This is a genomic window from Lutispora saccharofermentans, assembly GCF_024363565.1.
Classification (GTDB): domain Bacteria; phylum Bacillota; class Clostridia; order Lutisporales; family Lutisporaceae; genus Lutispora; species Lutispora saccharofermentans.
In genome coordinates, this window is sequence record NZ_JAJEKE010000006.1 from 118496 (window position 1) to 140854 (window position 22359).

27 protein-coding genes and 1 riboswitch are annotated in these 22359 nt (G+C 41.5%); of the genes, 10 read left to right on the forward strand and 17 right to left on the reverse strand.

Features of this window, described 5'->3' with window-relative positions; genetic code table 11:
* Positions 1 to 62: 62 nt before the first annotated feature.
* The 7 genes from LJD61_RS08800 to LJD61_RS08830 form a co-directional block, all read right to left on the reverse strand.
* On the reverse strand, positions 63 to 533 hold the full coding sequence (locus LJD61_RS08800; RefSeq protein ID WP_255227163.1) for an HAD family hydrolase: 471 nt from the start codon (positions 531 to 533) through the stop codon (positions 63 to 65).
* A gap of 19 nt (positions 534 to 552) precedes the next feature.
* Positions 553 to 1296: a phosphate ABC transporter ATP-binding protein gene (locus tag LJD61_RS08805; protein ID WP_255227164.1), complete on the reverse strand. Its 744-nt coding sequence runs from the start codon at positions 1294 to 1296 to the stop codon at positions 553 to 555.
* Positions 1293 to 2132, reverse strand: a complete 840-nt coding sequence (locus tag LJD61_RS08810; RefSeq protein WP_408615145.1) for a PstA family ABC transporter permease — start codon at positions 2130 to 2132, stop codon at positions 1293 to 1295. The genes LJD61_RS08805 and LJD61_RS08810 overlap by 4 nt, the downstream gene beginning before the upstream one ends.
* Entirely contained in the window at positions 2126 to 2992 is an 867-nt protein-coding gene (gene pstC / locus LJD61_RS08815) for a phosphate ABC transporter permease subunit PstC (protein ID WP_255227166.1), read from the reverse strand. Before pstC ends, LJD61_RS08810 begins: the two co-directional genes overlap by 7 nt.
* A 161-nt stretch (positions 2993 to 3153) precedes the next feature.
* Positions 3154 to 4095: a phosphate ABC transporter substrate-binding protein gene (locus tag LJD61_RS08820; protein WP_255227167.1), complete on the reverse strand. Its 942-nt coding sequence runs from the start codon at positions 4093 to 4095 to the stop codon at positions 3154 to 3156.
* Positions 4096 to 4190: 95 nt separating this feature from the next.
* Positions 4191 to 5141 carry a threonine ammonia-lyase gene (locus LJD61_RS08825; protein WP_255227168.1) on the reverse strand — a complete coding sequence of 317 codons (951 nt, stop codon included), beginning with the start codon at positions 5139 to 5141 and terminating at the stop codon, positions 4191 to 4193.
* A 246-nt stretch (positions 5142 to 5387) separates the two neighbouring features.
* Positions 5388 to 6263 carry a hypothetical protein gene (locus LJD61_RS08830; protein WP_255227169.1) on the reverse strand — a complete coding sequence of 292 codons (876 nt, stop codon included), beginning with the start codon at positions 6261 to 6263 and terminating at the stop codon, positions 5388 to 5390.
* 215 nt (positions 6264 to 6478) lie between these two features.
* Between LJD61_RS08830 and LJD61_RS08835 the strand changes: the two genes are divergently transcribed.
* Positions 6479 to 7537 carry an AbrB family transcriptional regulator gene (locus tag LJD61_RS08835; protein ID WP_255227170.1) on the forward strand — a complete coding sequence of 353 codons (1059 nt, stop codon included), beginning with the start codon at positions 6479 to 6481 and terminating at the stop codon, positions 7535 to 7537.
* Between the two features lie 474 nt (positions 7538 to 8011).
* Here LJD61_RS08835 and LJD61_RS08840 read toward each other — a convergent pair whose 3' ends face one another.
* Together LJD61_RS08840 and LJD61_RS08845 are read right to left on the reverse strand one after the other, a co-directional pair.
* Entirely contained in the window at positions 8012 to 9028 is a 1017-nt protein-coding gene (locus tag LJD61_RS08840; RefSeq protein ID WP_255227171.1) for an HAAS signaling domain-containing protein, read from the reverse strand.
* The gene (locus LJD61_RS08845) at positions 9012 to 9380 is read right to left on the reverse strand and encodes a PadR family transcriptional regulator (RefSeq protein WP_255227172.1); all 369 of its coding nucleotides are present in this window, start codon (positions 9378 to 9380) and stop codon (positions 9012 to 9014) included. The genes LJD61_RS08840 and LJD61_RS08845 overlap by 17 nt, the downstream gene beginning before the upstream one ends.
* Positions 9381 to 9584: 204 nt before the next feature.
* Positions 9585 to 9686: riboswitch (TPP riboswitch) on the forward strand.
* 207 nt (positions 9687 to 9893) lie between these two features.
* On the opposite strand from LJD61_RS08845, the gene LJD61_RS08850 reads away from it, so the two are divergent.
* From LJD61_RS08850 to LJD61_RS08870, 5 genes are read left to right on the forward strand one after another with little or no spacing between them, the layout of a single operon-like run.
* The gene (locus LJD61_RS08850; protein ID WP_255227173.1) at positions 9894 to 10664 is read left to right on the forward strand and encodes a TatD family hydrolase; all 771 of its coding nucleotides are present in this window, start codon (positions 9894 to 9896) and stop codon (positions 10662 to 10664) included.
* The gene (locus LJD61_RS08855) at positions 10645 to 10932 is read left to right on the forward strand and encodes an MTH1187 family thiamine-binding protein (protein WP_255227174.1); all 288 of its coding nucleotides are present in this window, start codon (positions 10645 to 10647) and stop codon (positions 10930 to 10932) included. The genes LJD61_RS08850 and LJD61_RS08855 overlap by 20 nt, the downstream gene beginning before the upstream one ends.
* Complete coding sequence (locus LJD61_RS08860; protein ID WP_255227175.1) at positions 10907 to 11659, forward strand: ABC transporter permease; 753 nt, start codon at positions 10907 to 10909, stop codon at positions 11657 to 11659. The genes LJD61_RS08855 and LJD61_RS08860 overlap by 26 nt, the downstream gene beginning before the upstream one ends.
* A 37-nt stretch (positions 11660 to 11696) precedes the next feature.
* The gene (locus LJD61_RS08865) at positions 11697 to 12704 is read left to right on the forward strand and encodes an ABC transporter substrate-binding protein (RefSeq protein ID WP_255227176.1); all 1008 of its coding nucleotides are present in this window, start codon (positions 11697 to 11699) and stop codon (positions 12702 to 12704) included.
* On the forward strand, positions 12673 to 13425 hold the full coding sequence (locus tag LJD61_RS08870) for an ABC transporter ATP-binding protein (RefSeq protein WP_255227240.1): 753 nt from the start codon (positions 12673 to 12675) through the stop codon (positions 13423 to 13425). Before LJD61_RS08865 ends, LJD61_RS08870 begins: the two co-directional genes overlap by 32 nt.
* A 576-nt stretch (positions 13426 to 14001) precedes the next feature.
* On the opposite strand, the gene LJD61_RS08875 is transcribed toward LJD61_RS08870, so the two are convergent.
* From LJD61_RS08875 to LJD61_RS08895, 5 genes are all read right to left on the reverse strand, one after another.
* Positions 14002 to 14520, reverse strand: coding sequence for a nitroreductase family protein (locus LJD61_RS08875; RefSeq protein WP_255227177.1), 519 nt, complete (start codon positions 14518 to 14520; stop codon positions 14002 to 14004).
* Between the two features lie 59 nt (positions 14521 to 14579).
* Positions 14580 to 15239, reverse strand: coding sequence for an ABC-2 transporter permease (locus tag LJD61_RS08880; RefSeq protein ID WP_255227178.1), 660 nt, complete (start codon positions 15237 to 15239; stop codon positions 14580 to 14582).
* Positions 15232 to 16098: an ABC transporter ATP-binding protein gene (locus LJD61_RS08885; protein ID WP_255227179.1), complete on the reverse strand. Its 867-nt coding sequence runs from the start codon at positions 16096 to 16098 to the stop codon at positions 15232 to 15234. Before LJD61_RS08885 ends, LJD61_RS08880 begins: the two co-directional genes overlap by 8 nt.
* A gap of 3 nt (positions 16099 to 16101) precedes the next feature.
* Positions 16102 to 16476: a GntR family transcriptional regulator gene (locus LJD61_RS08890; RefSeq protein WP_255227180.1), complete on the reverse strand. Its 375-nt coding sequence runs from the start codon at positions 16474 to 16476 to the stop codon at positions 16102 to 16104.
* A 93-nt stretch (positions 16477 to 16569) separates the two neighbouring features.
* On the reverse strand, positions 16570 to 16803 hold the full coding sequence (locus LJD61_RS08895; protein WP_255227181.1) for a glutaredoxin domain-containing protein: 234 nt from the start codon (positions 16801 to 16803) through the stop codon (positions 16570 to 16572).
* Positions 16804 to 17123: 320 nt separating this feature from the next.
* Between LJD61_RS08895 and LJD61_RS08900 the strand changes: the two genes are divergently transcribed.
* The 3 genes from LJD61_RS08900 to LJD61_RS08910 are packed head-to-tail and all read left to right on the forward strand — an operon-like array spanning position 17124 to position 19217.
* Entirely contained in the window at positions 17124 to 17552 is a 429-nt protein-coding gene (locus tag LJD61_RS08900) for an ArsR/SmtB family transcription factor (protein WP_255227182.1), read from the forward strand.
* The gene (locus LJD61_RS08905; RefSeq protein ID WP_255227183.1) at positions 17524 to 18489 is read left to right on the forward strand and encodes an ABC transporter ATP-binding protein; all 966 of its coding nucleotides are present in this window, start codon (positions 17524 to 17526) and stop codon (positions 18487 to 18489) included. The genes LJD61_RS08900 and LJD61_RS08905 overlap by 29 nt, the downstream gene beginning before the upstream one ends.
* On the forward strand, positions 18486 to 19217 hold the full coding sequence (locus tag LJD61_RS08910; protein WP_255227184.1) for an ABC transporter permease: 732 nt from the start codon (positions 18486 to 18488) through the stop codon (positions 19215 to 19217). The genes LJD61_RS08905 and LJD61_RS08910 overlap by 4 nt, the downstream gene beginning before the upstream one ends.
* 164 nt (positions 19218 to 19381) lie before the next feature.
* Here the strand turns inward: LJD61_RS08910 and namA are convergent, their stop codons facing one another.
* Together namA and LJD61_RS08920 are read right to left on the reverse strand one after the other, a co-directional pair.
* Positions 19382 to 20401 carry an NADPH dehydrogenase NamA gene (namA, locus tag LJD61_RS08915; protein ID WP_255227185.1) on the reverse strand — a complete coding sequence of 340 codons (1020 nt, stop codon included), beginning with the start codon at positions 20399 to 20401 and terminating at the stop codon, positions 19382 to 19384.
* Between the two features lie 24 nt (positions 20402 to 20425).
* Positions 20426 to 21250, reverse strand: coding sequence for a carbon-nitrogen hydrolase family protein (locus LJD61_RS08920; RefSeq protein ID WP_255227186.1), 825 nt, complete (start codon positions 21248 to 21250; stop codon positions 20426 to 20428).
* 208 nt (positions 21251 to 21458) lie between these two features.
* Between LJD61_RS08920 and LJD61_RS08925 the strand changes: the two genes are divergently transcribed.
* A complete protein-coding gene (locus LJD61_RS08925) occupies positions 21459 to 21899 on the forward strand; it encodes a BON domain-containing protein (protein WP_255227187.1) in 441 nt (146 codons plus the stop codon).
* Positions 21900 to 21977: 78 nt separating this feature from the next.
* On the opposite strand, the gene LJD61_RS08930 is transcribed toward LJD61_RS08925, so the two are convergent.
* Positions 21978 to 22349, reverse strand: coding sequence for a NifB/NifX family molybdenum-iron cluster-binding protein (locus LJD61_RS08930; RefSeq protein ID WP_255227188.1), 372 nt, complete (start codon positions 22347 to 22349; stop codon positions 21978 to 21980).
* Between the last annotated feature and the right edge of the window lie 10 nt (positions 22350 to 22359).

The following is a 22359-nucleotide window of genomic DNA, read 5'->3' on the forward strand; positions in this document are numbered from 1 at the left end:
AAATAGAAGTGAATATATTCTCAATTTTCGCAACTGTCATGCAAATATAGTCTGAGGTACTGCTACTCTCTGAGAGTAGCCTTTAATCTGCTGTCTTTAAGCAAAATATCAATAGCATCCATGATCGAACACACCACCACGTCCGCATGAGCCAAAAGCTTGCCGCTGCATCCTTCACGCTCAATAACAGCTATGGATAGCCTGGCTGATTTAAACATTTCTATGTCATTAAAGCCGTTGCCTATGCAAATAGTCTTGTCTGCTCCTATGCTTTCGACTATTTCTTTTTTAAAATCGGCGGCCTTTCCTTTAGGAAAGGTCCTGACAGATACGCTGGATTGAGCGCATTCGGCTTCAACGGTTCCATAGGTATCGGCAGTCAATATGTAAATATTGGCACGAGATTTAAGCTCCGCCAGAAGCCCCTTCACCCCGTCTGTAAGCTTTCCGTCCGTCGCTATCGTGCCGTTATAATCAAACACTATGTTTTCTATCTCAATTACTCCTAAACCTGGTATATCGTAAATCAGCATTCAATTGTCCCTCCAAATTTTACCCATATATGCCTTCAATATATTCTCTCGTCCTTCTGTCCTGAGGCGAAGAAAACATCCTGACTGTCTCATCATATTCCACCAGTTCTCCGTCCAGCATGAATGCGGTGTAATCCGATATCCTCTTTGCCTGATAAAGATTATGAGTGACTATTACTATAGTATAATCTCCGGCTAAATTTATCAACATTTTTTCGATATTAGCAGTGTTTTTCACATCCAGAGCGGAGCAAGGCTCATCCAGAAGCAATACCTCCGGCTCCACTGTCAGCGCTCTTGCAATGCAAAGCCTCTGCTGCTGGCCTCCCGAAAGCTTCAATGCAGACATGCCAAGCTCGTCCTTCACTTCATCATAAAGGCCCGAAATCTTAAGCTTATCAAGGGCTATTTCTCTCAATCTGCTTTTATCCCTTATTCCATAGAAAATTGGAGCATAGGTCAGGTTCTTATATATGGAAAAGGGAAATGGCGCAGGTTTTTGAAAAACTATGCCTATCCTCTTTCTTATTTCTTCTTTGGCCATGGAATAAATATCCTTGCCGTTAAATAAAATATTGCCTGCAGCTCTTCCTCCGCTTTCCTCCAGCATCCTGTTCAATGATAAAAGAAATGTGGATTTGCCGCATCCCGACGGGCCTATTATTGCAGTTATTTTATTCTTTTCTATTTTCATATTTATATCATTTATTATCTTTTTATCTCCATAATAAGCATAAAAGGATCTTAACTCCAGTACATTCATTTCGCCGCTTCCTTTCTCCAAAAGGTTAAGGATATTGAAACCGAGTTTATGATGAATAGCAATAATATGAGCACCAATGCTGTCCCATAGGATTTCTCTGTGGATATGCCCTCCCCCGTTAAAATATACAGATGAAAGGGCAATGCCATAACAGGCGAGGACAACGATTTGGGAATAGGTGCAAATATTACAGCGCCTGTAAGTATGATAGGTGCGGCAGCACCCATTGCAAAGCCTCCTGCCAGGGTCACTGAAGATACTATATCCTTTATGCTTTGGGGCAGCACCAATCTTAATAATGTATAAAGCTTAGTTGTCCCCAGAGCATATGAAGAAAACAGCATCGAACTGCTGAATTCCCTGAAAGTCTTCTCAACTCTGGCCTGTATGAAAGGAAATATCATTATGCCCGAGGTCAGGCCCGCGGATATAAGGCTTCTTCCCATTTTCAGATTAGCCACCATAAACGTATAACCAAAAAGGCCAAGTATAATGGACGGAACTCCTGCCATGCATTGTATCACCACATGGGCAAGGCTCTCCATCCTTTTGGATTTGCAATAAAACACTATGTATACAGCAGTTGAGATTGCCAGTATAGACGCAAAAACGCATGAGATAAGCATGAGCAGCAGGCTTCCTATGATCGCAGGCAATATGCCGCCCTCAGATCCCAGGGGTATGCCCGCCGGATTGGATAAAATAAACTCCCAGGTCATCGCCTTGAACCCGTTTTTTACAATATAGATGAAGATGAAAGCTGCACTCAAAAGAGCCAAAAGGCCGCTGAGCAATATCCATGCATTGAAAAGTATTGAGCTTATCTTCTTCATAATTGACTCATGCTCCTTTTAATATAAAATAGAGCTATATTTATTATGAGCAATATAGCCATCAGCACAAAGCCTGCCGCAAAGAGGGCATGATAATGCAGGCTGCCTACCTCTGCCATGCCCATTTCAAGGGCGATGAGCGAAGGTATGGTCTGACACTTTCCTAAAAGCTTAGGCATTATCGGTGCATTTCCGATAACCATCATCACCGCCATGGTTTCCCCCATGGCTCTTCCCAAGGCTAAAACTGCAGCTGCTGTTATTCCCTTTATGCTCTGAGACAGCACTATGGTCCTGATAATGTAACCTTTGGATATGCCTAATGCCTTAGCGGCTATCGAATACTTTTCATACATCTTTCCCATGGTTTCATCACATGTAGATATTATATACGGCAAGACCATGATCGAAAGCAGTATCCCTCCTGCAAGAACGGATTCACCCGAGGAGAAGTCAAATACCCTCTCAAAAAATTTGACCAATACAAGCAACCCGATGAACCCATATATTACTGAAGGCACTCCTGCCATCACATCTATCAATCCTCTCAATATCAGCCTCGGCTTTTCCTTAACATAGCCGGACAGCAAAAGCGAGCTTCCTACCCCTATCGGCAAAGCAATGATTATGGCAACTATGGATACATACAAAGTGCCGAGTATGATATTGAGTATCGATAGATTTTCCGGAGCCGCCAGAGGATTCCATGTGTTTCTAGTTATAAATTTCAATATGGGCACCGCTCTGAAAAATATCAAGCTTTCTTTAAATATAAAAAGTATTATAAAGGATAACAGCAATAATGAAATAAAAGCCAACAGTTTAATACTTTTTTCAAATAACCTGTCAAGGACCTCCCACATTCTATCACCTCAAAAAAGGGGCTGTCGCATAACGGATTCAACCTGTCATTCCGAAGGAGCAAAGCGACTGAAGAATCTTTTTTATTGCAATGTCTTAAAGATTCTTCGCTGTGCTCAGAATTACTAAATTATCATTTTGCAACAGCCTCAACGATCAAATTCTATTTTACAGGCACAAAGCCCATCTGTTCTATAATTTCCGCTCCCTTTTCCGATGTCACAACATCCATGAAGGCCTTTTGTTCAGGAGTCAATTCTCCTCTTTTTACCACTATAAGGGGTCTTGAGATCTTGTAGGAGCCATTCACTATGTTTTCCTCTGTGGGCTCTACTCCATCCACTTTAAGCGGTATCAGCTTGCCTTTGTTCTGATTGACCATGCCGAAGGACGCATAACCAATGGCATCCTTATTTTCAATTACCTTGGTCACCAGCGCTCCCATAGAAGGAGACTGTATAGCGTCAGGCCTTATTTGAGTTTCGCCCATCACGCTCTTTTGAAAGACTTCATGTGCTCCGCCGCTTAAATCTCTTATAACCACAACAATTTCCTTATGAGGAAGCTTGCTGTCGAGCTCATCCCAAAATTTATACTCCCCGGCAAAGATTTTTTTCACTTCTTCCGTCGTCAAGCTGTCTCTCAGCTTTACCAATGGATTTTCCGGGTTTATCGATATGGTAAGAGCATCTATTCCAAGTGTGAAATCTTTTGCATCTCCAATTTTCTCTTTTTCTTCGCTCTTGATTTCCCTGGCCAACATACCAAAATCGCTGGTGTCTTCCAGCACTGCTTTAACTCCTGCTCCTGAACCGCCGGCAGAAACATAAATAGCTATATTTTCTTCCGGAAAGCTTGGATCTACCTTGTTCCAGGTAGTATATCCTTCGATAAAATCAGTGGCAATAGCCGATATTACCGGTGCCAGTGTGGACGAGCCGTTAAATGTTATTTGTGCTTTAAATTCAGTTTTCATTTCATCCGGCTTATCTCCGGCAGCAGGCTCGCTATCTGCAGGCGTTGTTGGCGCCTGGCTTGTACAGCCTGTTAAAGCCATCGTAAAAACCAGCAGCATACATAATAAAATACTCCAAAATCTTTTCATCGTAAATCCCTCCACGTTGATATATTATGACAACTATCCATAGTGATTTTATTATGATTGCCAGGATTTTACCAATCGATATAATTTATAGCTCTTCACCTTTGTATAGATTTTATCAATGAGAAGTCCAAATTGCCGCCGCTTATGATTATCGCAACGTTTTTATTTTTGAATAATTCCGGTTCAGCCATGACTGCGGCTACCCCCACTGCTCCTGCAGGTTCTGCAATCACCTTTTCCTTATCCATAAGGAAAAGCACAGCCTCTTTGACGCTTTCTTCCTCAACCAGAACTATATCGTCAATGCATTGTCCTGCCATTTTATATGGTATTTCCCCCACCCCGCCAACCAAGGCATCACATATAGAGGGCTGCGAAGGGAAATCCATATAGCACACTCGATCCTCTAAGGCTTTGACCATAGCCGGGCAAGCACTGGTCTGAATCCCTATAACCCTGATCGAAGGCTTGATATGCTTGGCCGCCACAGATACACCGGTTATAAGCCCTCCTCCTCCGATAGGAGCCAATATTACATCGATATCCGGATTGGCCTCGAGTATCTCCATAGCAATGCTTCCTTGACCTGCTATCACTTCTATGTCGGAACAGGGATCTATAAATATACGTTTTTCCTTATCCAGCGCCTCCAGGGCTGCAGCATGGGCTTCATCGTAATTGCTTCCCACTGCGACAACCTCAGCTCCATAATATTTTATCTTTTCCAGCTTTGATTCGGGGATGCTTACGGGCACAAATATTTTAGCTCCGATACCTCCCAAAAGCTTTGCAGCGTAGCTGACACCAGCACCGTGATTTCCGGAGGAAACAGCCAGAACTCCCCTGGCTTTTTCTTCATCTGTCAAACCGGTCATCTTGCTCAAAGCACCTCTTATCTTGAAGCCTTTCAATCTTTGCTGGCATTCAAGCTTTAGAAACACATCAGTATATCTATTGCTCAAATACATTGAAAAATCCAATGGGGTTTTATATATATATCTGCTTATTCTATCTCTTGCAAATTGAATATCCTTAAAAGAAACCATCATCAGCACTCCCTAATCTCAGTTGATACATATAATATTATCATAAAAATCAAATAAATATCTATAATTATGCGATGAATTACAAAAAGGAAGCCGCATCGTTTTGACCCGCAGCTTCCTTTTTATATTAAAACATTTAACCTTGCTTTTCTATATATAACGCATTAAATATTCTACATAGCTGTTATGCTGACTGATAACGATTGCTGTAAAATCATTTTCACGTTATATATAATCTAAGGATGATCATTTAGTGTATACCAATTGAATGTTGTATTCTGCCGATTTAGCTTCATCATCCTGAACACTCCCATTGATATATATTTGATATTTCCCGGATTCGCCTTGCAGAGTGAATTCTGATGAGCTTAAGTCTTTGGATTTATTCTCAATGCCCTGCCAATTCTTATCATAGCTGTCCAGAATATCCTTCATTGTCTTGTTCGATATCAGATATACATAATATGAAATATCGCTGTCGCTTTCACTATACTGGCTGTCAGTGATCTTATCCTCTTGGAGTATGGGGAATTGTTCCGCAGGATATCCGTCGGAAAGCACCACTGTTTCTGCAGCGTCATAGTAGCTCTTCTTTTCCAGTGCCTCTTGCTCTTTCATAGCTTTATCATAATAAGATACATCCAGATAAATGCTAAAATTCCCATCATTGGTCTTTGCAATCGAAACTATAAACCCATAGTCTTCCTTCTTCCCCGACATAAAGAAACTGTTCTGGTCTGACTGCTGCGAAAGGTTCTTAGCATCCCCCAAAGCTTCTGTATAAAAAGCCACTGCCTCCTCATATTTTTTCCCCGTTAGATATATAATGCCGATTGCTTTAGAATCCTTATTGTCATTTACATTGACTATGTTAGCATCCTCCAGTATTGGCACTACATCTTTAGGGAAGCTATCAGGAGCTTTGAGATTGCTTCCCATCTCTCCGAGGCTTACCTTTACATCCGAGCCGGCTTCCTTTGCAGCTTCATTTATTTCTTCTTCAACCTTTTTCACTTCTTCATCAGCGGCCTTCAGGCCCGCCTGCTTTGAAGGTCCGCCGCATCCGCCAAGCATTGCCATTATTATTATGATGATCATCAGGATATACCATATCTTCTTCAAAATACTACCTCCTCCAGAATTATAACGGTATATAATAATTATAGGGGATACCAGAGGCTTAGGCTTCCAATAAATTGCGCTGCACTTTCAATAAGTTGACAAATTAAAATTAAAATTTATCAGCCGGAATATGCTTTAGTGCATACAATTGTAACTTTCTTTAAAATGGTGTATCATTATTTAATGTTTATGTATTGCAAAGGGGTACATTCAAAATGACAAATTTCCTTCTTACACTGGCAATAGGACTTGCTTTCGGATATGCTTTTTATAAGATGAAGATCCCGGGAGGCATGATGGTTGGGGCAATAATCGGGGTTGCTTCCTTAAATATAATCTGGGGGATATCTTATGTTCCATCATACGCAAAGTACACGGCACAGATAATTGCAGGGGCTTTCATAGGCTGTTCGATAGACAGAAATGATATTCAACGGCTGAAATATCTTATTAAGCCTTCATTGGTACTGCTTTCTTCTATGCTGATATTGAATATCTCGCTGGGCTTTTTGATCTATATGATAAGCCCTCTGGACCTTATTACTTCTTTAATGAGCTGTGTGCCGGGGGGCATGAGTGATATTCCCATCATCAGTGCGGACATGGGTGCAGACGCGCCGAAGGTTGCGGTGCTCCAGTTTGCTCGTATGGTTGCAGGTATAGGTTTATTCCCCACATTGATCTCTATTATTGGTAAACATGACAACAGGATAAACTCAGATACCCAATCCGATATAGATGCTTCTTCTGTGAAAATCACCAGGCCCAAAGGGAAAACCGCGGCAATTTTTATCCAAACCATTGCAGTAGCTTCAATATTCGGCATCATCGGCAAGATGCTTAAAATTCCCGCAGGGATTATGCTTTTCTCAATAATCGGCGTTATTTGCTTTAAGCTGCTATTTAATAGATCCTATATGCCCATGTGGGCAAAGAAGCTGGCCCAAGTGCTTTCCGGCACATATATAGGCTGCGGCATAGGTTATGAAGATGTGCTGCAGTTAAAATATTTGATAGTGCCTGCTGCGCTTTTAGTTCTGGGATACTTCGCGGCTTGCTTTATAGTGGGCAAGCTGCTCAGCAGATACTTTGAAATGTCTTTGAAAGAAGCTATGCTGGCAGCCACACCTGCCGGTGCATCGGATATGGCGCTCATATCTTCCGATCTGGGCGTTCAGAGCACCGATCTCATGGTGCTGCAGATCATACGCATGATAATCGTGGTATCATTATTCCCTCAAATCATCAATTTGATCGTCAAGCTTCTGGCATAAGAAAAAGCATCTACAAGTATAATGGTATGTATATCTGAGCAGGCCGGGGGACGGAAACCACTGAAAGACACGGAATTTTGCACTGAAAAACACGGAAATGTTTTTTTAATGCCATATCACCACAGGACTGCGAGTTAATCCGTGTTCTCCATTCCCCTATGACCTCAGCGGCATACTCAAATACCATTTGCCAGAATATATTGCACTACAGTAAAATAGCATCCATGTATAGACTAAGTATGCTTATATAAAAATTGCCAATGACCCTTATGAGCTGAGCCTTAGAAAAGCCGTAAGCGAGGCACGGACGCCGAGCAAGCTTTCCAGGTCATGGATGACCTTTGGGAAGCGTAGGATTTTCTTAGGCTCAGTGAATTAGTGTCATCAATTTCTATATACTATACGAAGCTATACATGGATGCTATTGCTTATGCAGCTTGCCATTAGTCTGAAGGGATTATTTTAAAACCCTTCCTATTTTTTTATAGAATAATATATGTGCTTGCATACTTCAAAAACTGTGGTAAGGACTATTATTGCTATGAAGATTTTAAAGCTTGTCGTGCCTATATCCCCCAGCCTTTGCAAAGGAGCAAAATCCGTGTTCATGATGCTTTCCTTTACGGCAGGATTCAATATCCCGGGATTGCCTGCCATCATAAGAAATATAGCTAGAGAGCCTATGTCAACTCCTATCTGGATGAATCTTAAAGCATTAGTCCATTTGCCTATCCTGAGTTTATATGCATTCAAAAGCACATTGCCTATCCAGAATATATTCAAATACGGCATATAGAGCCTTAAGGTATCAATGGAGAATATTGGAACGGAAATAGTCTGCGCTCCCTGATTATAATATATGGCGATTATATGAGGAAATCTGTTGAAGATGATTATGCCCAATATCGTAAAGCATATAGCAGCGTATACTTCCGATGCTTTTATCACCTCATAGGATACAGGCACAGGCTCCAGATCCTTAGGGCTCCACTTGCTATTAGGATTCATATCCTTTATATCTTCTTCCTTCGCAAAATACTGTATAATGGCAAACACAATGGTGACAGAACCTACAGCACTTATAGCGGCTGATATCATCTGCATCGGCAGCTTATACAGCAACTCTATAAAGTGGCCCTGTGTGCTCAATATGGAGACCAAAGTTGCAATACAGATTCCCAAAGCTACGGCCCCCAGTACAATGGTGAGAAGCAAACGGTATAGATCATATAATTCAGGGCCGATCAGGTACCTGCCGCTAGATTTATATTTTGCCGCAACCTCTGCAGGAGGGCCGAATGACTCTAAAATCGACAGTACATCCTCTTCCTTTTCTTCATAAGCTTCTCCTTTAGCCAATCTGTCACTCGTGGTCTTTTCATCCAGGGCATCCAATATCAGAGATCTCAGCTCTTTTGTTATATCTTCTCTCTGGGCTTTTGGCAGCTTTTGGCCCACCGCATATAGGTAACGATCAATCCAATTTTTCATTATTCCCATCTCCATTCTTAGTTTCGAGAAGCTTTGTAATGATATCATTCAGGTGAACCCACTCTGTCATAAGACTATTCAATACTCTTTTGCCTTTTGCATTCAAGATATAGTATCTTCTCGGCCTTGCTTCATCCAAAGACCAGCTGCTATCCAGCAGTTCCTGCTTTTCCAGCCTTCTCAGGAGGGGATATAGTGTGCTCTGATCGATGGATAGTCCCCTTTCTGTCAAACGCTGAACCAGAGAATAGCCGTATTGCTCTTCCTCCAGCTGACTCAAAACGCTCAAAACCAAAGTGCCTCTTCTTAACTCCATGGCCAGACTTGATACAATTTCATCTACTTCAGACATTTTGATCACTTCCTTGTGATTTGATTATACTGTACGACACATAGTATCGTCAATCATATAATATTATTTTTGTAAAATATTAATAAATATAAATCATTATAAATCAAAAGCTATTCATAGCGCCCTTGCTGCTAAATTTGCTTCATTTCATATGATGCTTGCCAACATCTTTCATCAGTGCTATAATCATAGTTGAAATTTAATACATAGTGCTGGGGGTGCCATACGGCTGAGAGAAGTTCTATACTTTAACCCTTTGAACCTGATGCGGGTAAAACCGACGGAGGAAAGCCATTAAAATATATGGATGGACGCCTTAAGCACTGTTGCAATACAGTGCTTTTTTTATCGCATAGGAAAAAATAAATTTCCTATGCGATGGGGGATGCAAGGGGGAAGCCCCCTGCCGTACAAGGAGGGTGCTCAGGATGCCGTGCATCCGTCAAAGGGAACCATAGGGTTCCCTAGTGAAAGAAGTGCGACGTGAGCCGTTCTTCTTATTTGGAGGTAATTATGTATATCGATGCTCACAACCATATAGACTTCTATGGAGAAAAAATAAAGCAGGCTTTGAACATAATAAAGAAAGATGAGATATTAACCCTTGCCTGCTCTCAAGATGAAAAAAGCTATCTTTATGCCAAAGAAATTGCCCTCCAGACCCCCTTGATAGTGCCCTGCTTCGGGATTCACCCCTGGACAGCCCATGAAAATCATAGGGATCTGGATCGCTATGAAAGATATATCGAAGAAACTTCCATGATAGGCGAGATCGGCTTAGATTTCCACTGGGTACCGGAAAAAGAAAAATATCCTCATCAGGTAAAAGTCCTTAAATATTTTTTTCAGAAGGCAAAAACCTATGATAAAATTACCAATTTGCATACCAAAGGAGCTGAGGAAGAAATATTGAGCCTGATAAAAAAGTATAGCTTGAGGTCTCCCCTAATACATTGGTATAGCGGACCTTTTCATGTGCTCAAAGAGCTTCTTGACTATGGCTGCTATTTTACTGTAAGTGTAGACATAGGCTATTCTGAGACTACAAGGAAAATTGTTGAGTACCTGCCTATGAATAGGATCCTGACAGAAACTGACGGTCCCACGGCTCTTCAATGGGTCAATGGGGAATATGGCTATCCCAACTATGTAATAGCTGTTTTAGAGAAGATATCAGAGATAAAAAAGCTGCCAATAGAAGAGTCAAAAATGGCTATTTGTGATAATTTTAATAGCCTGTTAAAAATTGAAAGTAGGTGTTCTCGTGAAAAATATCAATCTTAGTCTTCAAATAATTCCCTGCGTTCCGGAGGAAAGGATATATCCGGTGGTGGACAAGGTCATAGAGTATATAGCTTCCACAGGGGTTAAATACGAGGTGGGGCCTATGGAAACCACCATGGAAGGGGATTTGGATCATCTATTGGAAATCGTGAAAAAAGCTCAAGAGATTTGTGTAAAGGAAGGATGCAGCAGGGTTTTATCTCAAATAAAGATTGACTATAAAGCAGAAGGAGTAACCATGGATGAAAAAATCCACAAATATAGATAACAGGTTGTACCCAATAGCAAGCATGATAATAATGACTCTGCTATGGCAAATAATAGTGGATTTTTATGATGTGCCGAATTATATACTGCCTTCTCCTGCAGATATTATGGCTGCTTTGGTAAGGGATCACAGCCTCATACTCTCCCATACAAAGATCACCCTATACGAATCCTTCGTGGGATTTGGATTTTCCATAGTGCTGTCCTTTATACTGGCTATTATCATGGACAGCTTTGAAGTGATAAAAAAGGCCTTCTACCCCATATTGGTGATATCCCAGACCATACCGACAATAGCCATTGCTCCGCTTTTCATAATATGGTTCGGCTTCGGAACCTTGCCGAAAATTGTTGTAGTGATCATGGTCTGCCTCTTCCCCATAGTCATCAGCCTGGTAGACGGCTTAGAGAAAATAGACAGGGACTTCCTCAGATTGTTTGAAGCTATGAAAGCCACAAAGCTCCAGACCTTTTTCCACCTCAAGCTGCCTTATGCATTGATAAACCTGTTTTCCGGCTTAAAAATTGCCGCCACCTATATGATAATGTCTGCAGTTGTGGGAGAATGGCTGGGCGGTGACAAGGGCATCGGGGTCTATATGGTGAGAGCAAAGAATGCATATGCCTTAGACAAAGTATTTGCCTCTATTTTGGTGATAGTGCTTTTGAGCATCATCACAATTTACATCATCGACTTCATAGGCAGGAAGCTTATTCATTGGAAATAAAACATAAAGTAAAACATGATAGGAGGAACATAAAGAAATGAAAAAAATACAAATTTTAGCCTTGATAACAGTTTTAGTATTCAGCATATCTTTAGTTTCAGGCTGTTCGACGCAAAGCACCGCAGAAAATACAAAGGAAGAGTTGGAGCCGGTAAAGGTGATCTTGGACTGGACTCCTAATACAAATCACACCGGCCTTTATGCAGCATTAGAAAACGGATATTATGAGGAAGAAGGCCTGAAGGTAGAAATAATCCAGCCTACGGAAGGCACCTCTACGACTTTAGTAGCTGTAGGGCAAGGCGACTTTGCCGTAACATATCAGGAGGATGTGACCTATGCCCTGACAAGCAAGGATCCTCTGCCAGTCAAAGCCATTGCGACGATTATCCAGAATAATACCTCCGGCTTTGCTTCACCTAAAAGCAAAAATATAGAGACTGTCAAAGACTTTGAGGGAAAGGCCTATGGAGGCTGGGGCTCCCCTTCCGAGGAAGCGGTCTTAAAAGCGGTGATGATGAAAAACAATGCGGATTATTCGAAGGTAAAAAATATAACTCTGGGCAATGATGATTTTTTTGCCGCTACCCAAAAAGAAATAGATTTTGTATGGATATTTGAAGCATGGACGGGTATGGAAGCGAAAGTAAGAGGGGTTGAGCTCAACTATATCCCCGTCAAGGATTTAGACCCGGCATTGAATTACTATACTCCTATTTTGATCGCAAATACCAAAACCATAAAGGAAAACCCGGATAAGGTGAGAAGGTTTTTAAAAGCCACGGAGAAGGGGTATAGATATGCTATAGAAAACCCTGAAGAAAGCGGCAAGATATTATTGAAGTATGCTCCGGAATTGGGAGAAGAACTGGTGATTGAAAGTCAAAAATTTTTGACCGGTGAATATACCAAGGGTGCTCCGAAATGGGGCATGATGAAGGGAGAGATCTGGAGAGATTATGCAAAATTCTTATTCCAGAACGGTTTGATAGAAAAGGAGCTAATCGTTGAAGATGCATATACCAATGAATTCCTACCCGAATAATGAGGACCTCCCGCTTATCTCGGCGGAAAGCATAAAAAAAAGCTTTGGCGAGATAAAGGTTCTTAAAGACATTTCCATAAAAGTAAATAAAGGTGAGTTCGTGACTCTGTTAGGGCCCAGCGGCTGCGGCAAAACCACCATATTCAATATCATCACAGGGCTTGTCCGCGAGGATGAGGGTAAAATAACCATCAGGGGAACCATGGGATATATGCAGCAAAAGGATCTGCTGCTGCCCTGGAAGACTATAATGGACAATGTAGCCCTGCCTCTGATATTAAAAGGGGTCGGCAAAAGCACATGGGAGGCTAGGGTAAGAAAATACCTCCCGGTTGTGGGCCTGGAAGGCTATGAAGAAAAGTATCCTTCCCAGCTTTCAGGGGGCATGAGGCAAAGAGCAAGCTTTTTGAGAACCTTCATGGCCTCTGAGGATATCATGCTGCTGGACGAGGCTTTTGCATCTTTGGACTCCATTACAAAAGAAAATATGCAGAAATGGCTGCTGGAAATGAAAAATAGATTGAATAATACCATACTCCTGATAACCCATGACATAGATGAGGCTATATTTCTTTCGGACAAGATATATGTATTGTCGCAAAAGCCTTCTACAATAAAAAAAGAAATCTCTGTGGATTTCTGCAAAGAAGATAAATTAGAAAGGCTTTTATCTCCCCAATCGCTTTTATTAAAGCAGGAAATACTGGGTTTATTGGGATAAGCAATAATACCCTATAATCAATAGCATCCATGTATAGTTCTGCCTTGCCAATACAACAGCTATAAGTAGAATGGTATGTATATCTGTACACAGTTATGCATTTTGACAGGGCTATTGCTCGCCTTTGGAAAACTCCTAACGGTTCCAAACAGGCCTCCTGCCTGGTGGAACCTAAGCTGTCGTCCGTGACAGCTTTACGAAGTTTTCAACAAAGCCATCGCAAAGACCTGTTAGCAAAATACATATAAGTGACATCTATACATACCATTTACTTATTCCGCTATGCAAACAATAGTATCTGTTGTATATATGCCTTAGGAACTTATTCCGCTGCAGTAAAATAGCATCCATGTATAGACTAAGTATGCTTATATAAAAATTGTTAATGACCCTTATGAGCTGAGCCTTAGAAAAGCCGTAGGCGAGGCACGGACGCCGAGCAAGCTTTCCAGGTCACGGATGGCCTTTGGGAAGCGTAGGATTTTCTTAGGCTCAGTGAATTAGTGTCATCAATTTTTATATACTATACGTGACTATACATGGATGCTATTGACTTGGTTGCTATTCCTATGGTTATTAGAATTTTTCTTTATGCACTTTGTTATACAGCAAAGCATTTTCATCATGGGGTGCTTTTTCTTCATCCGGATATCCTATTGCAATCATGCATTCCACCTTGGCGCTTTCGGGCATGCCCAATATATCCTTTATGTAGGCCTCGGAAGTTGTGTCCCCATCATATTGTCTTCCTCTGACCTGCACCCAGCAAGTGCCGAGTCCCAATGAATGAGCAGTGAGCTGCATGATAACGGCTGCTATGGAAGCATCCTCAATCCATACGTCGTATGGATCTCCGTCAATGGCTACAATGATTGCCAGAGGAGCTTCCGCCAAAAGCTGAGAGCCTCTGTCCCTACATTTTGACAGTTTCTCAAGCTTTTCCCCATCCTCTACGGCAATAAACTCCCATGATTTCCTGCCGTTAGACGAAGGCGACATCAGCGCACCCTTCAATATGGCCTCGAGCTTTTCTTTTTCGACCTTTCTTTTCTGGTATTTCCTTATGCTTCTTCTTGTTCTAAGCAAATCTAACATATGATATGATCACCTCTAATAGTTTTCTTTAAATATATTATATATCATTATCGAAGATTTTAAAATTCCCTATTCTTATAGAACCTGACTGACAGCATAAAGGATATGAGCAGAAATACCGATATTGAGGCTATGAAAATCGCAGCTATAGCGGCATCGCTCCTAGAACTGAAGAAGTTTACCATGCTTTGAAGCCATGCAGCATCTTGATTCTTCCGCAAGTAATCCGATATAAATGAAATACCGAAGAAGAACAAGAAAAATACTACAAAGTTGACCACCCTAAGCTTCATATACCCGTATTTAAAAAATATGGGAAACCATATTCCCGTCATCAAACCGACGCTGATCAAACCGCCTATAAAGATTTCCAGTGATAAAGGATAAACCTTGAGAGGGATTTGTGCCATAATTATAATACTGGTCGATGCCATGTATACAATAGTGCCCATGGCAAGATAAACGATGACCGACAGGTACTTAGCGGCTACAATGCTGCTTCTTTTTACCGGCAGGCTGTTTAGCATGACATCCGATTTATTCTTATCTTCATAAGCGCAGGAAGTCATAGCAAGCATATAGGTAAAAGCGACTAATCCTGCCGAGAACATGGAAGACCCCATTCCCTGAAAGGCAACTAATACAAATACCATATAGGCAAGGCTGAATATCATCTGCTTCTTTTGTATCAACATATCTTTTACTATGAGATTATACATTTTGACACCTCCTGGTATAATAGAGCATGATATCTTCAAGGTTAGGCTTTTCAATAATAAGCCTGTCGCCGTAGCTTTTTTGCGTATCCTTCCTATCGCTTACCAGGGCTTCGAAGCCGAACTGATTCTCCCTGATGCTTATAAAGTCCTTCCTGCTGTTATTATTCAGGAGTTCCTTGCTTCCTTTCACCAGACCATAGTTGTTCAATAGGTCGTCTTTCTCCATGCTCAGTATGATTTCTCCCTTATCGATAAGCGTCACATAGTCTGCAATCTTATCAAGATCAGAGGTGATGTGGGTAGAGAAAAATACCGCTTTGTTCTCATCTTGTATTGTTTCAGAGAGTATGTCCAAGAGCTCGCTCCTCACCAATGGGTCCAACCCGGAGGTAGGCTCATCCATTACCAGCAGGTCCGCTTTATGGGATAAGGCTATCGCCAGGGAAAACTTCATTTTCATGCCTTTAGACAGATCCTTTATTTTCTTTTTGGGCGGCAGTTGAAAATCTCTGATATATTTTTGAAAGACCTTTTCGTCCCAGGTTTCATAAAAAGGAGCCACTACCCATTTCATCTCTGAAATCATCAATTCCTCATAAAAATGGTTTTCATCGAATACAAATCCGATCCTATTTTTTATTTCTTTCTCATGCTTTAGGTGATCCATGCCGAAAATTTTAATTTCACCGGCATCCTTTTTGAGCAGATTCATCATGAGTTTTATAGTAGTCGTTTTGCCGGCTCCGTTTGGCCCGATAAATCCCATGATATATCCTTTTTCCATGGTTATATCTATGCCCTTGAGACTAAAATCCTTGAAATCCTTTCTAAGTCCCTTTATTTCCAGAATAGGTGCCATAGTTTAATCCTCCTCATACAACAGTTTTAACATTTCCTGAAGTTCTCCATATGATATGTCTATTGTCCTGGCAGCCGATACAGCCTCTGCCAGTTTTTCTTCCACAATCCGTATCCTTGCCTCTTTGAGAAGCTCCTTGTTTTGAGCACCTACGAAGGAGCCCTTGCCCGGAACGCTGACGATATAGCCTTCTCGTTCCAATTCTTCATATGCTCTTTTTGTAGTAATAACACTTATATGGAGCTCCTTAGCCAAATTTCTTATGGAGGGAAGCAGCTCCGTTTCTTTCAGTTCTCCATTTATAATAAGGCTTTTTATTTGCTCAGTGATTTGGTCATAAATAGGTTTATCCGATAGATTGGATATAACTATATTCAATAATCCCCACCTCCAATAAAGGCTATACTGTATATATCGTATATATACAGTATAGCCTTTATGCATTGTTCTGTCAATAACTATATTTATGATTTAAGCTCTTCTTAAAAGCATGTCTATTTTGGATTGATCAAAGCCTATTACTATGTTTCCATCAATATCTATCACAGGCACTCCGCTTTGTCCTGATTTTCTGATCATCTCCATTGCGCCTGGTCTGTCGACTGCCACATTGATGTCTTTGAATCTTATCTCTTTGAATTCTAAATAGTCCTTAACTTTATGGCACCAAGGACATGACGGAGTAGAATATACTATAACGCTCATGAAATCACCTCCTCAAAATCTATCAATGCACCCGCAGGACATACCTTCACAGAAGGACAGGGATGGTTCTGCGGGCACCTTGCTTCATTAATAGTAATACTCATATATACATTTCGTCATTATACGTATACCCCCCACAGGTATATGATAGCACGGTTTATATCTCAAATCAATACCCAATGATATTATTTTATGAATTCTATATAAATCTTATTTCTTTTAGGCTGTCAATCATATTTTATTTAGTTATTGACCTAATCAAATGTCTGCGCTATAATCCAATTAGGTAAACATCAAATTAGATTCCGGAGGTATCCTAAATGGATAGGACATCAGTATTAAAAGCCATTGCCGATGAAACGCGAATGAAGATTCTGACGCTGCTCTTGGAACATAATTGTTGCGTACGGGCATTGGCAAGGAACCTTGAGTTATCGGAAGCCACTATATCACAGCACTTGAAAATATTACGGGAAGCAGGATTGATTTCTGGCGAAAAGCGCGGCTATTTTATGCACTATGATGTGAAGCGCTCGGTATTGCGTGAGTTGGCCGGAGAGATTAAAGCGTTGGCGTCCATAGAGCGCGAAATCTGCACTCCGGAAAAAGGCAGGTGCCTTTCATCTGAACAAGAAAAATGCCATGTCAAAGATGAATGCATTGATGACACCAAAAATCTTTGCCATGGCTCTATTCCTGATGATAAGGAGGACATGCATCATGGACATTGTAAGTGTCACAAACCTTAAAAAGACTTATGGAGATTTTGCAGCGGTAAACGGAGTGGATTTTTCTATAGGCCGAGGCGAGATATTCGGATTTTTAGGCCCGAACGGTGCGGGCAAAACGTCAACCATCAATATGATGATCGGTCTGTCGAAGCCGACTGAGGGCACCATAATTATAAAAGGAATTGATGTAAGAAAGCAGGTGAAAAAAGCACAATCCATCATGGGAATTGTGCCGGATGAAAGCAATCTGTATGATGAACTGGACGGCTTTGAAAATCTTTGTTTTTGTGCTTCCCTATATGGTATGAGAAAAGAAGAGCGGGAGTCCAAAGCAAAACAACTTTTAGATAAGTTTCGTTTAACCGAAGCGGGCAAGCGCCCTTTTAAAGCATACTCAAAAGGTATGCGACGCAAGCTGGTCATTGCGGCAGGCATCATTCATTCGCCGCAAATCTTATTTCTTGATGAGCCAACAACTGGCATTGATATTGAAAGCGCACGACAAATACGTGAGTTGATCGTTGAATTGAAGAATCAAGGTACTACGGTTTTTATCACCACGCACTATATAGAAGACGCGGAGCGTATTTGTGACCGCATCGCCTTTATAGTATCAGGCAAGATAATAGCTATAGGAAGCGTACCCGAATTGATGGAAAGCATATCCCACGGTTATATGATACGGCTTTCGGCAGAAGAAAGCATCATGAAATATGCAGTTGATTTGCAAGCTCGTTTTGAAGGTTGCAACATCAATGCAAGTCAAAATAATTCGCTCGTGTTGGCATCGCAAAATAGGATACCCTTGCTCCCCGTGATACAATATTTTGATGAAAAGGGAGTTTCAATTTACGAAGTAAAGCAATTGCGCCCTACGCTGGAAGATGTATTTGTAAAAGTCACTGGGATTGAGGCAGAGAAGTTGGAAAAGGAAAAAGGAGTTGCTGGCAAATGAAAAGCTGGATTGCATTTTGGAACATCTTAAAAAAGGACATTCAAAATTACTATCTAAAACCGCCTAATATAAGCTGGGGCATTATTTTCCCTTTATCGTGGACCCTTATGCAATTTATCCGCTCAGGCAGCTTGAATATCATAGAGTTTTTGCCTGGCTTAATGTCAATGAGCATACTGTTCGGAACCACATCCATGCTTGCTGTGACCATCACCTTTGAACGCAAAGGACGCTCTTTCGAACGCCTTTTGTTGGCTCCCATCAGTCTGAATACGATGGTGCTGGCGAAAATTACAGGGGCTGTGCTTTTCGGGATTTTCAATGCTTTTACTCCCGCCGTGGTCGCAGCTTTTTTTGCAGATCTCACCGGAGTAAACTGGGGCGTCGTTCTTCTGGCGGTATGTTTAATCTCCATAACTTCAACGCTGCTCGGCTTGCTAATCGCAGTTTCTGCAAAAGAGGTGTTCGAGGCACAGACCTTTTCAAACTTTTTCCGTTTTCCAATGCTTTTTCTTTGCGGTTTATTTATTCCAATTCATGAGTTGCCTGCATTTTTCAGGCTTCTTTCCTACTGCTTGCCGCTCACCTATGGTACGGATATTCTAAACGGTGCAATCGCTCAAACAAATACCCTGTCATCATTGTTATGTATTCCTGTTCTTTTAGTCTTTGCAGTATTCCTATTTGTAATTTGCCGGTACAATATTAACCGCAAATGGATTTTATAAAAAATATACGATATTTGCAAATCCACTTTATATGGGCTAAATTATTCTCTTGGTTTTTCATTAAAATTACCTTTCTTTTTGTTGCTATAGTGGCTTGAACAACTCCATTACTTCTAAAGTCCTCTCAAGCTTTAGTTTAAGTTAAAGCTTGAGAGGGCTTATGCCTATTTTCCTCTTTCATATTGATATGGCCACGGAATTTCCTCTCTCAGCTCCTTGGCTGAATTGAGCGGAAAATATGGATTTCTCAGCAGTTCACGTCCCATGAACACCATATCCGCTCTGTCATTTTGCACTATCTCCTCCGCCATTACAGCCTCAGTGATCAATCCGCCCGCAATGACATATAATCCGGTAATCCTCTTTATGGTTTCTGCGAATTTTATCTGATATCCCGGGTAAACCTTCATCTTCACAGGCACCACTGCTCCGGAGCTTACATTAACAATATCAACACCCTCCGGCTTGACCATGTTAATCATCTCCGCCAGGTCGGTATCATGGTTTCCGCCTTCAGCATAGTCCTCCGCAGACACCCTCACAGCCAGAGGCTTTGCTGCCGGCCATACCGTTCTTACCGCCCGTATGATTTCCTTCAGGAGTCTTGCCCTATTCTCAAGGCTTCCTCCATATTCATCGGTCCTGCGATTCGATAAAGGCGACAGGAATTGGTTTATCAAATACCCATGAGCTCCATGAATTTCTATTACATCAAACCCTGCTTTATAAGCCCTGGATGCAGCTTCCTTGAATAAAGCCACAGTCCTTCTTATATCTTCTTTGGTCATCTCAACAGGCGTCTTATAGCTTTCATCAAAGGCTATGGGGCTTGGAGCTATGATCACATCCTCATCGGCGCCGCATTTTCTCCCTGCATGATTTATCTGTATCCCTATTTTAGCTCCATGTTTTTTTACCTCCTCCACGATTTTGCCCAAGCCTTCGATCTGGGAATCATCCCAAAGCCCAAGGTCCCTGTCTGATAATCTTCCCCTTGGCTCAACCGCTGTCGCTTCAACGACTATCAATCCTACGCCTCCTATGGACCTGGTGGAATAATGAATAAAATGCCATGAATTTGCTCTGCCCTCGCTGTCCGAGCTATACATGCACATCGGAGGCATAACGATCCTGTTCCTCAGATCCATATCTCTAATCTTTATGCTTGAAAAAAGCTTTGGCATAAGCAGCGATCTCCTTTCATCCTTCTATTTTTTACATACCTCATATATGTCATTTCTGAGATGCTTTAACAAAGGCAGCTCTTTCCTGACCTTTTGAACCATGTCCAAATCAAGCTCTCCGTAGAGTATGCATTCCTTTTCATCCGCTTCCTTTATTATGGCTCCCCATGGATTTGCAATGCATGAATGTCCGTAAGCATGGTAAGTGAAATCCAAATTTCTCGAGGAAGATGCTGCGATAAAATATACTTGATTGTCCAGCGCTCTGGTCCTGACAGTTATCTCCCAATGTGCAGGCCCAGTAGTAAGATTGAATGCTGCAGGTATCACTATTATTTCTGCTCCTGCTTTGCACATGAGCCTCATCAGCTCCGGGAACCGCATGTCATAACAGATGGCTACTCCGATTTTGCAATACTCCGTATCAAACACGGTTGCTTCCTGCCCGTACCCTAAAACATCCGATTCCTTGAATCTCACTCCGCCTTCAACATCAATGTCAAACAGGTGCATCTTTCGATGCTTTCCTATAAGCTTCCCATCTCTGTCAAATGAATATGAAGTGTTATATACGGCATCTCCGTCCTTTTCCGGTACAGAGCCTCCGATTATGTATATCCCAAGCTCTTTGGCCAGATGAGAAAGCATACTTGCAGTATCTCCCGGATAAGCTTCTGCAAATGCGGAGAAATACTTGGTATCATAGGGGCAATTGAACATTTCAGGCAAAATCACAATATTGCTGCCATTTCCTGCCGCCTCTCTTATCATGTTTTCCGCCTTTTGTAGATTCATACTTTTGTCCAATTCAACCTGCATCTGGCATATGCCTGCCTTCACATTTCTCATAAAAAAACCTCCTCGTATGCTGTGCTCCTTTTTTCCTTTGCTTTACTCCACTTTCTTGCTCATGCTCCCCTCCTTACATATCATTATACAATATATAAGTATAAATAATATCTCTTATTATGCATGTGGAACTGTTGAATGAATACATTAAGCGCCTATTTTTGTGGAACCATATTCAGAGAAATATATAGTACGCGGAGGAATGTAAATGATTAAGGATTCTGAACTAGTAGACAGGATAAAGGAAGAACTAAAGGAAAAAATGCAGCTCAGCTCCATGGATATCAATGTGGATTCAAAGCAAGGCAATATAATACTTTCAGGAATTGTTGATGTCCTGTCGGAAAAAAACTTTGCAGAGGAAATTGCAAAGAAAATAGATGGCGTGGTTTCTATAGAAAACAGCATAACCATAGGGATGGACAGCAATATTACTGACAGCCATATCAGACATGAGATAGAAAATAAGATATACCAAGGAGAGGAAAGCCGCGGCCTGTTAAATGTAGGAATAGACGTTAAGGGCGGTACCGCCGTATTAATGGGACGTGTAGAAGATGAGTCAGACAAAAGGAAAGCGGCGGAGCTGGCATCCTCGGCCAGGGGCGTAGTCAATGTTGTGGATAGCATCAAAATAGACCGGGAATGATCCTCTCATACCGGTTCAGAGTTTTATAAAGCCCATAGCATATACAAAACATATACGCTATGGGCTTTATGCGCTTTATTAATGCCCGCATCCTCCGTGATGACTGCAGCAGCTGCTGGCTGCAAATTCGGGCAATTGGTTTTTCTTAAAAAGATCAATATTGTCAGATACTGTTCCCGTCATTACCTTATAGACTTTTACTCCCTGATTGTTCAGCTTTGTCAATGCTCCCGCTCCTATGCCGGCTACCAAAATGGCATCTATCTTTTCTCCCCCAAGGGCCTTTAGCGGCTGGCACATCCCATGCTCATGATGCAAGTCTCCATTGTCGATCACCTTCATTTTCTGATCATTCAAATCATATACAAGGAAGAAAGGGGCTGAGCCGAAATGATTATAAGCGACGCTTTCCAAGCCTTTATTTTCTTCCACAGGAATACATACCTTCATATTCATTCTC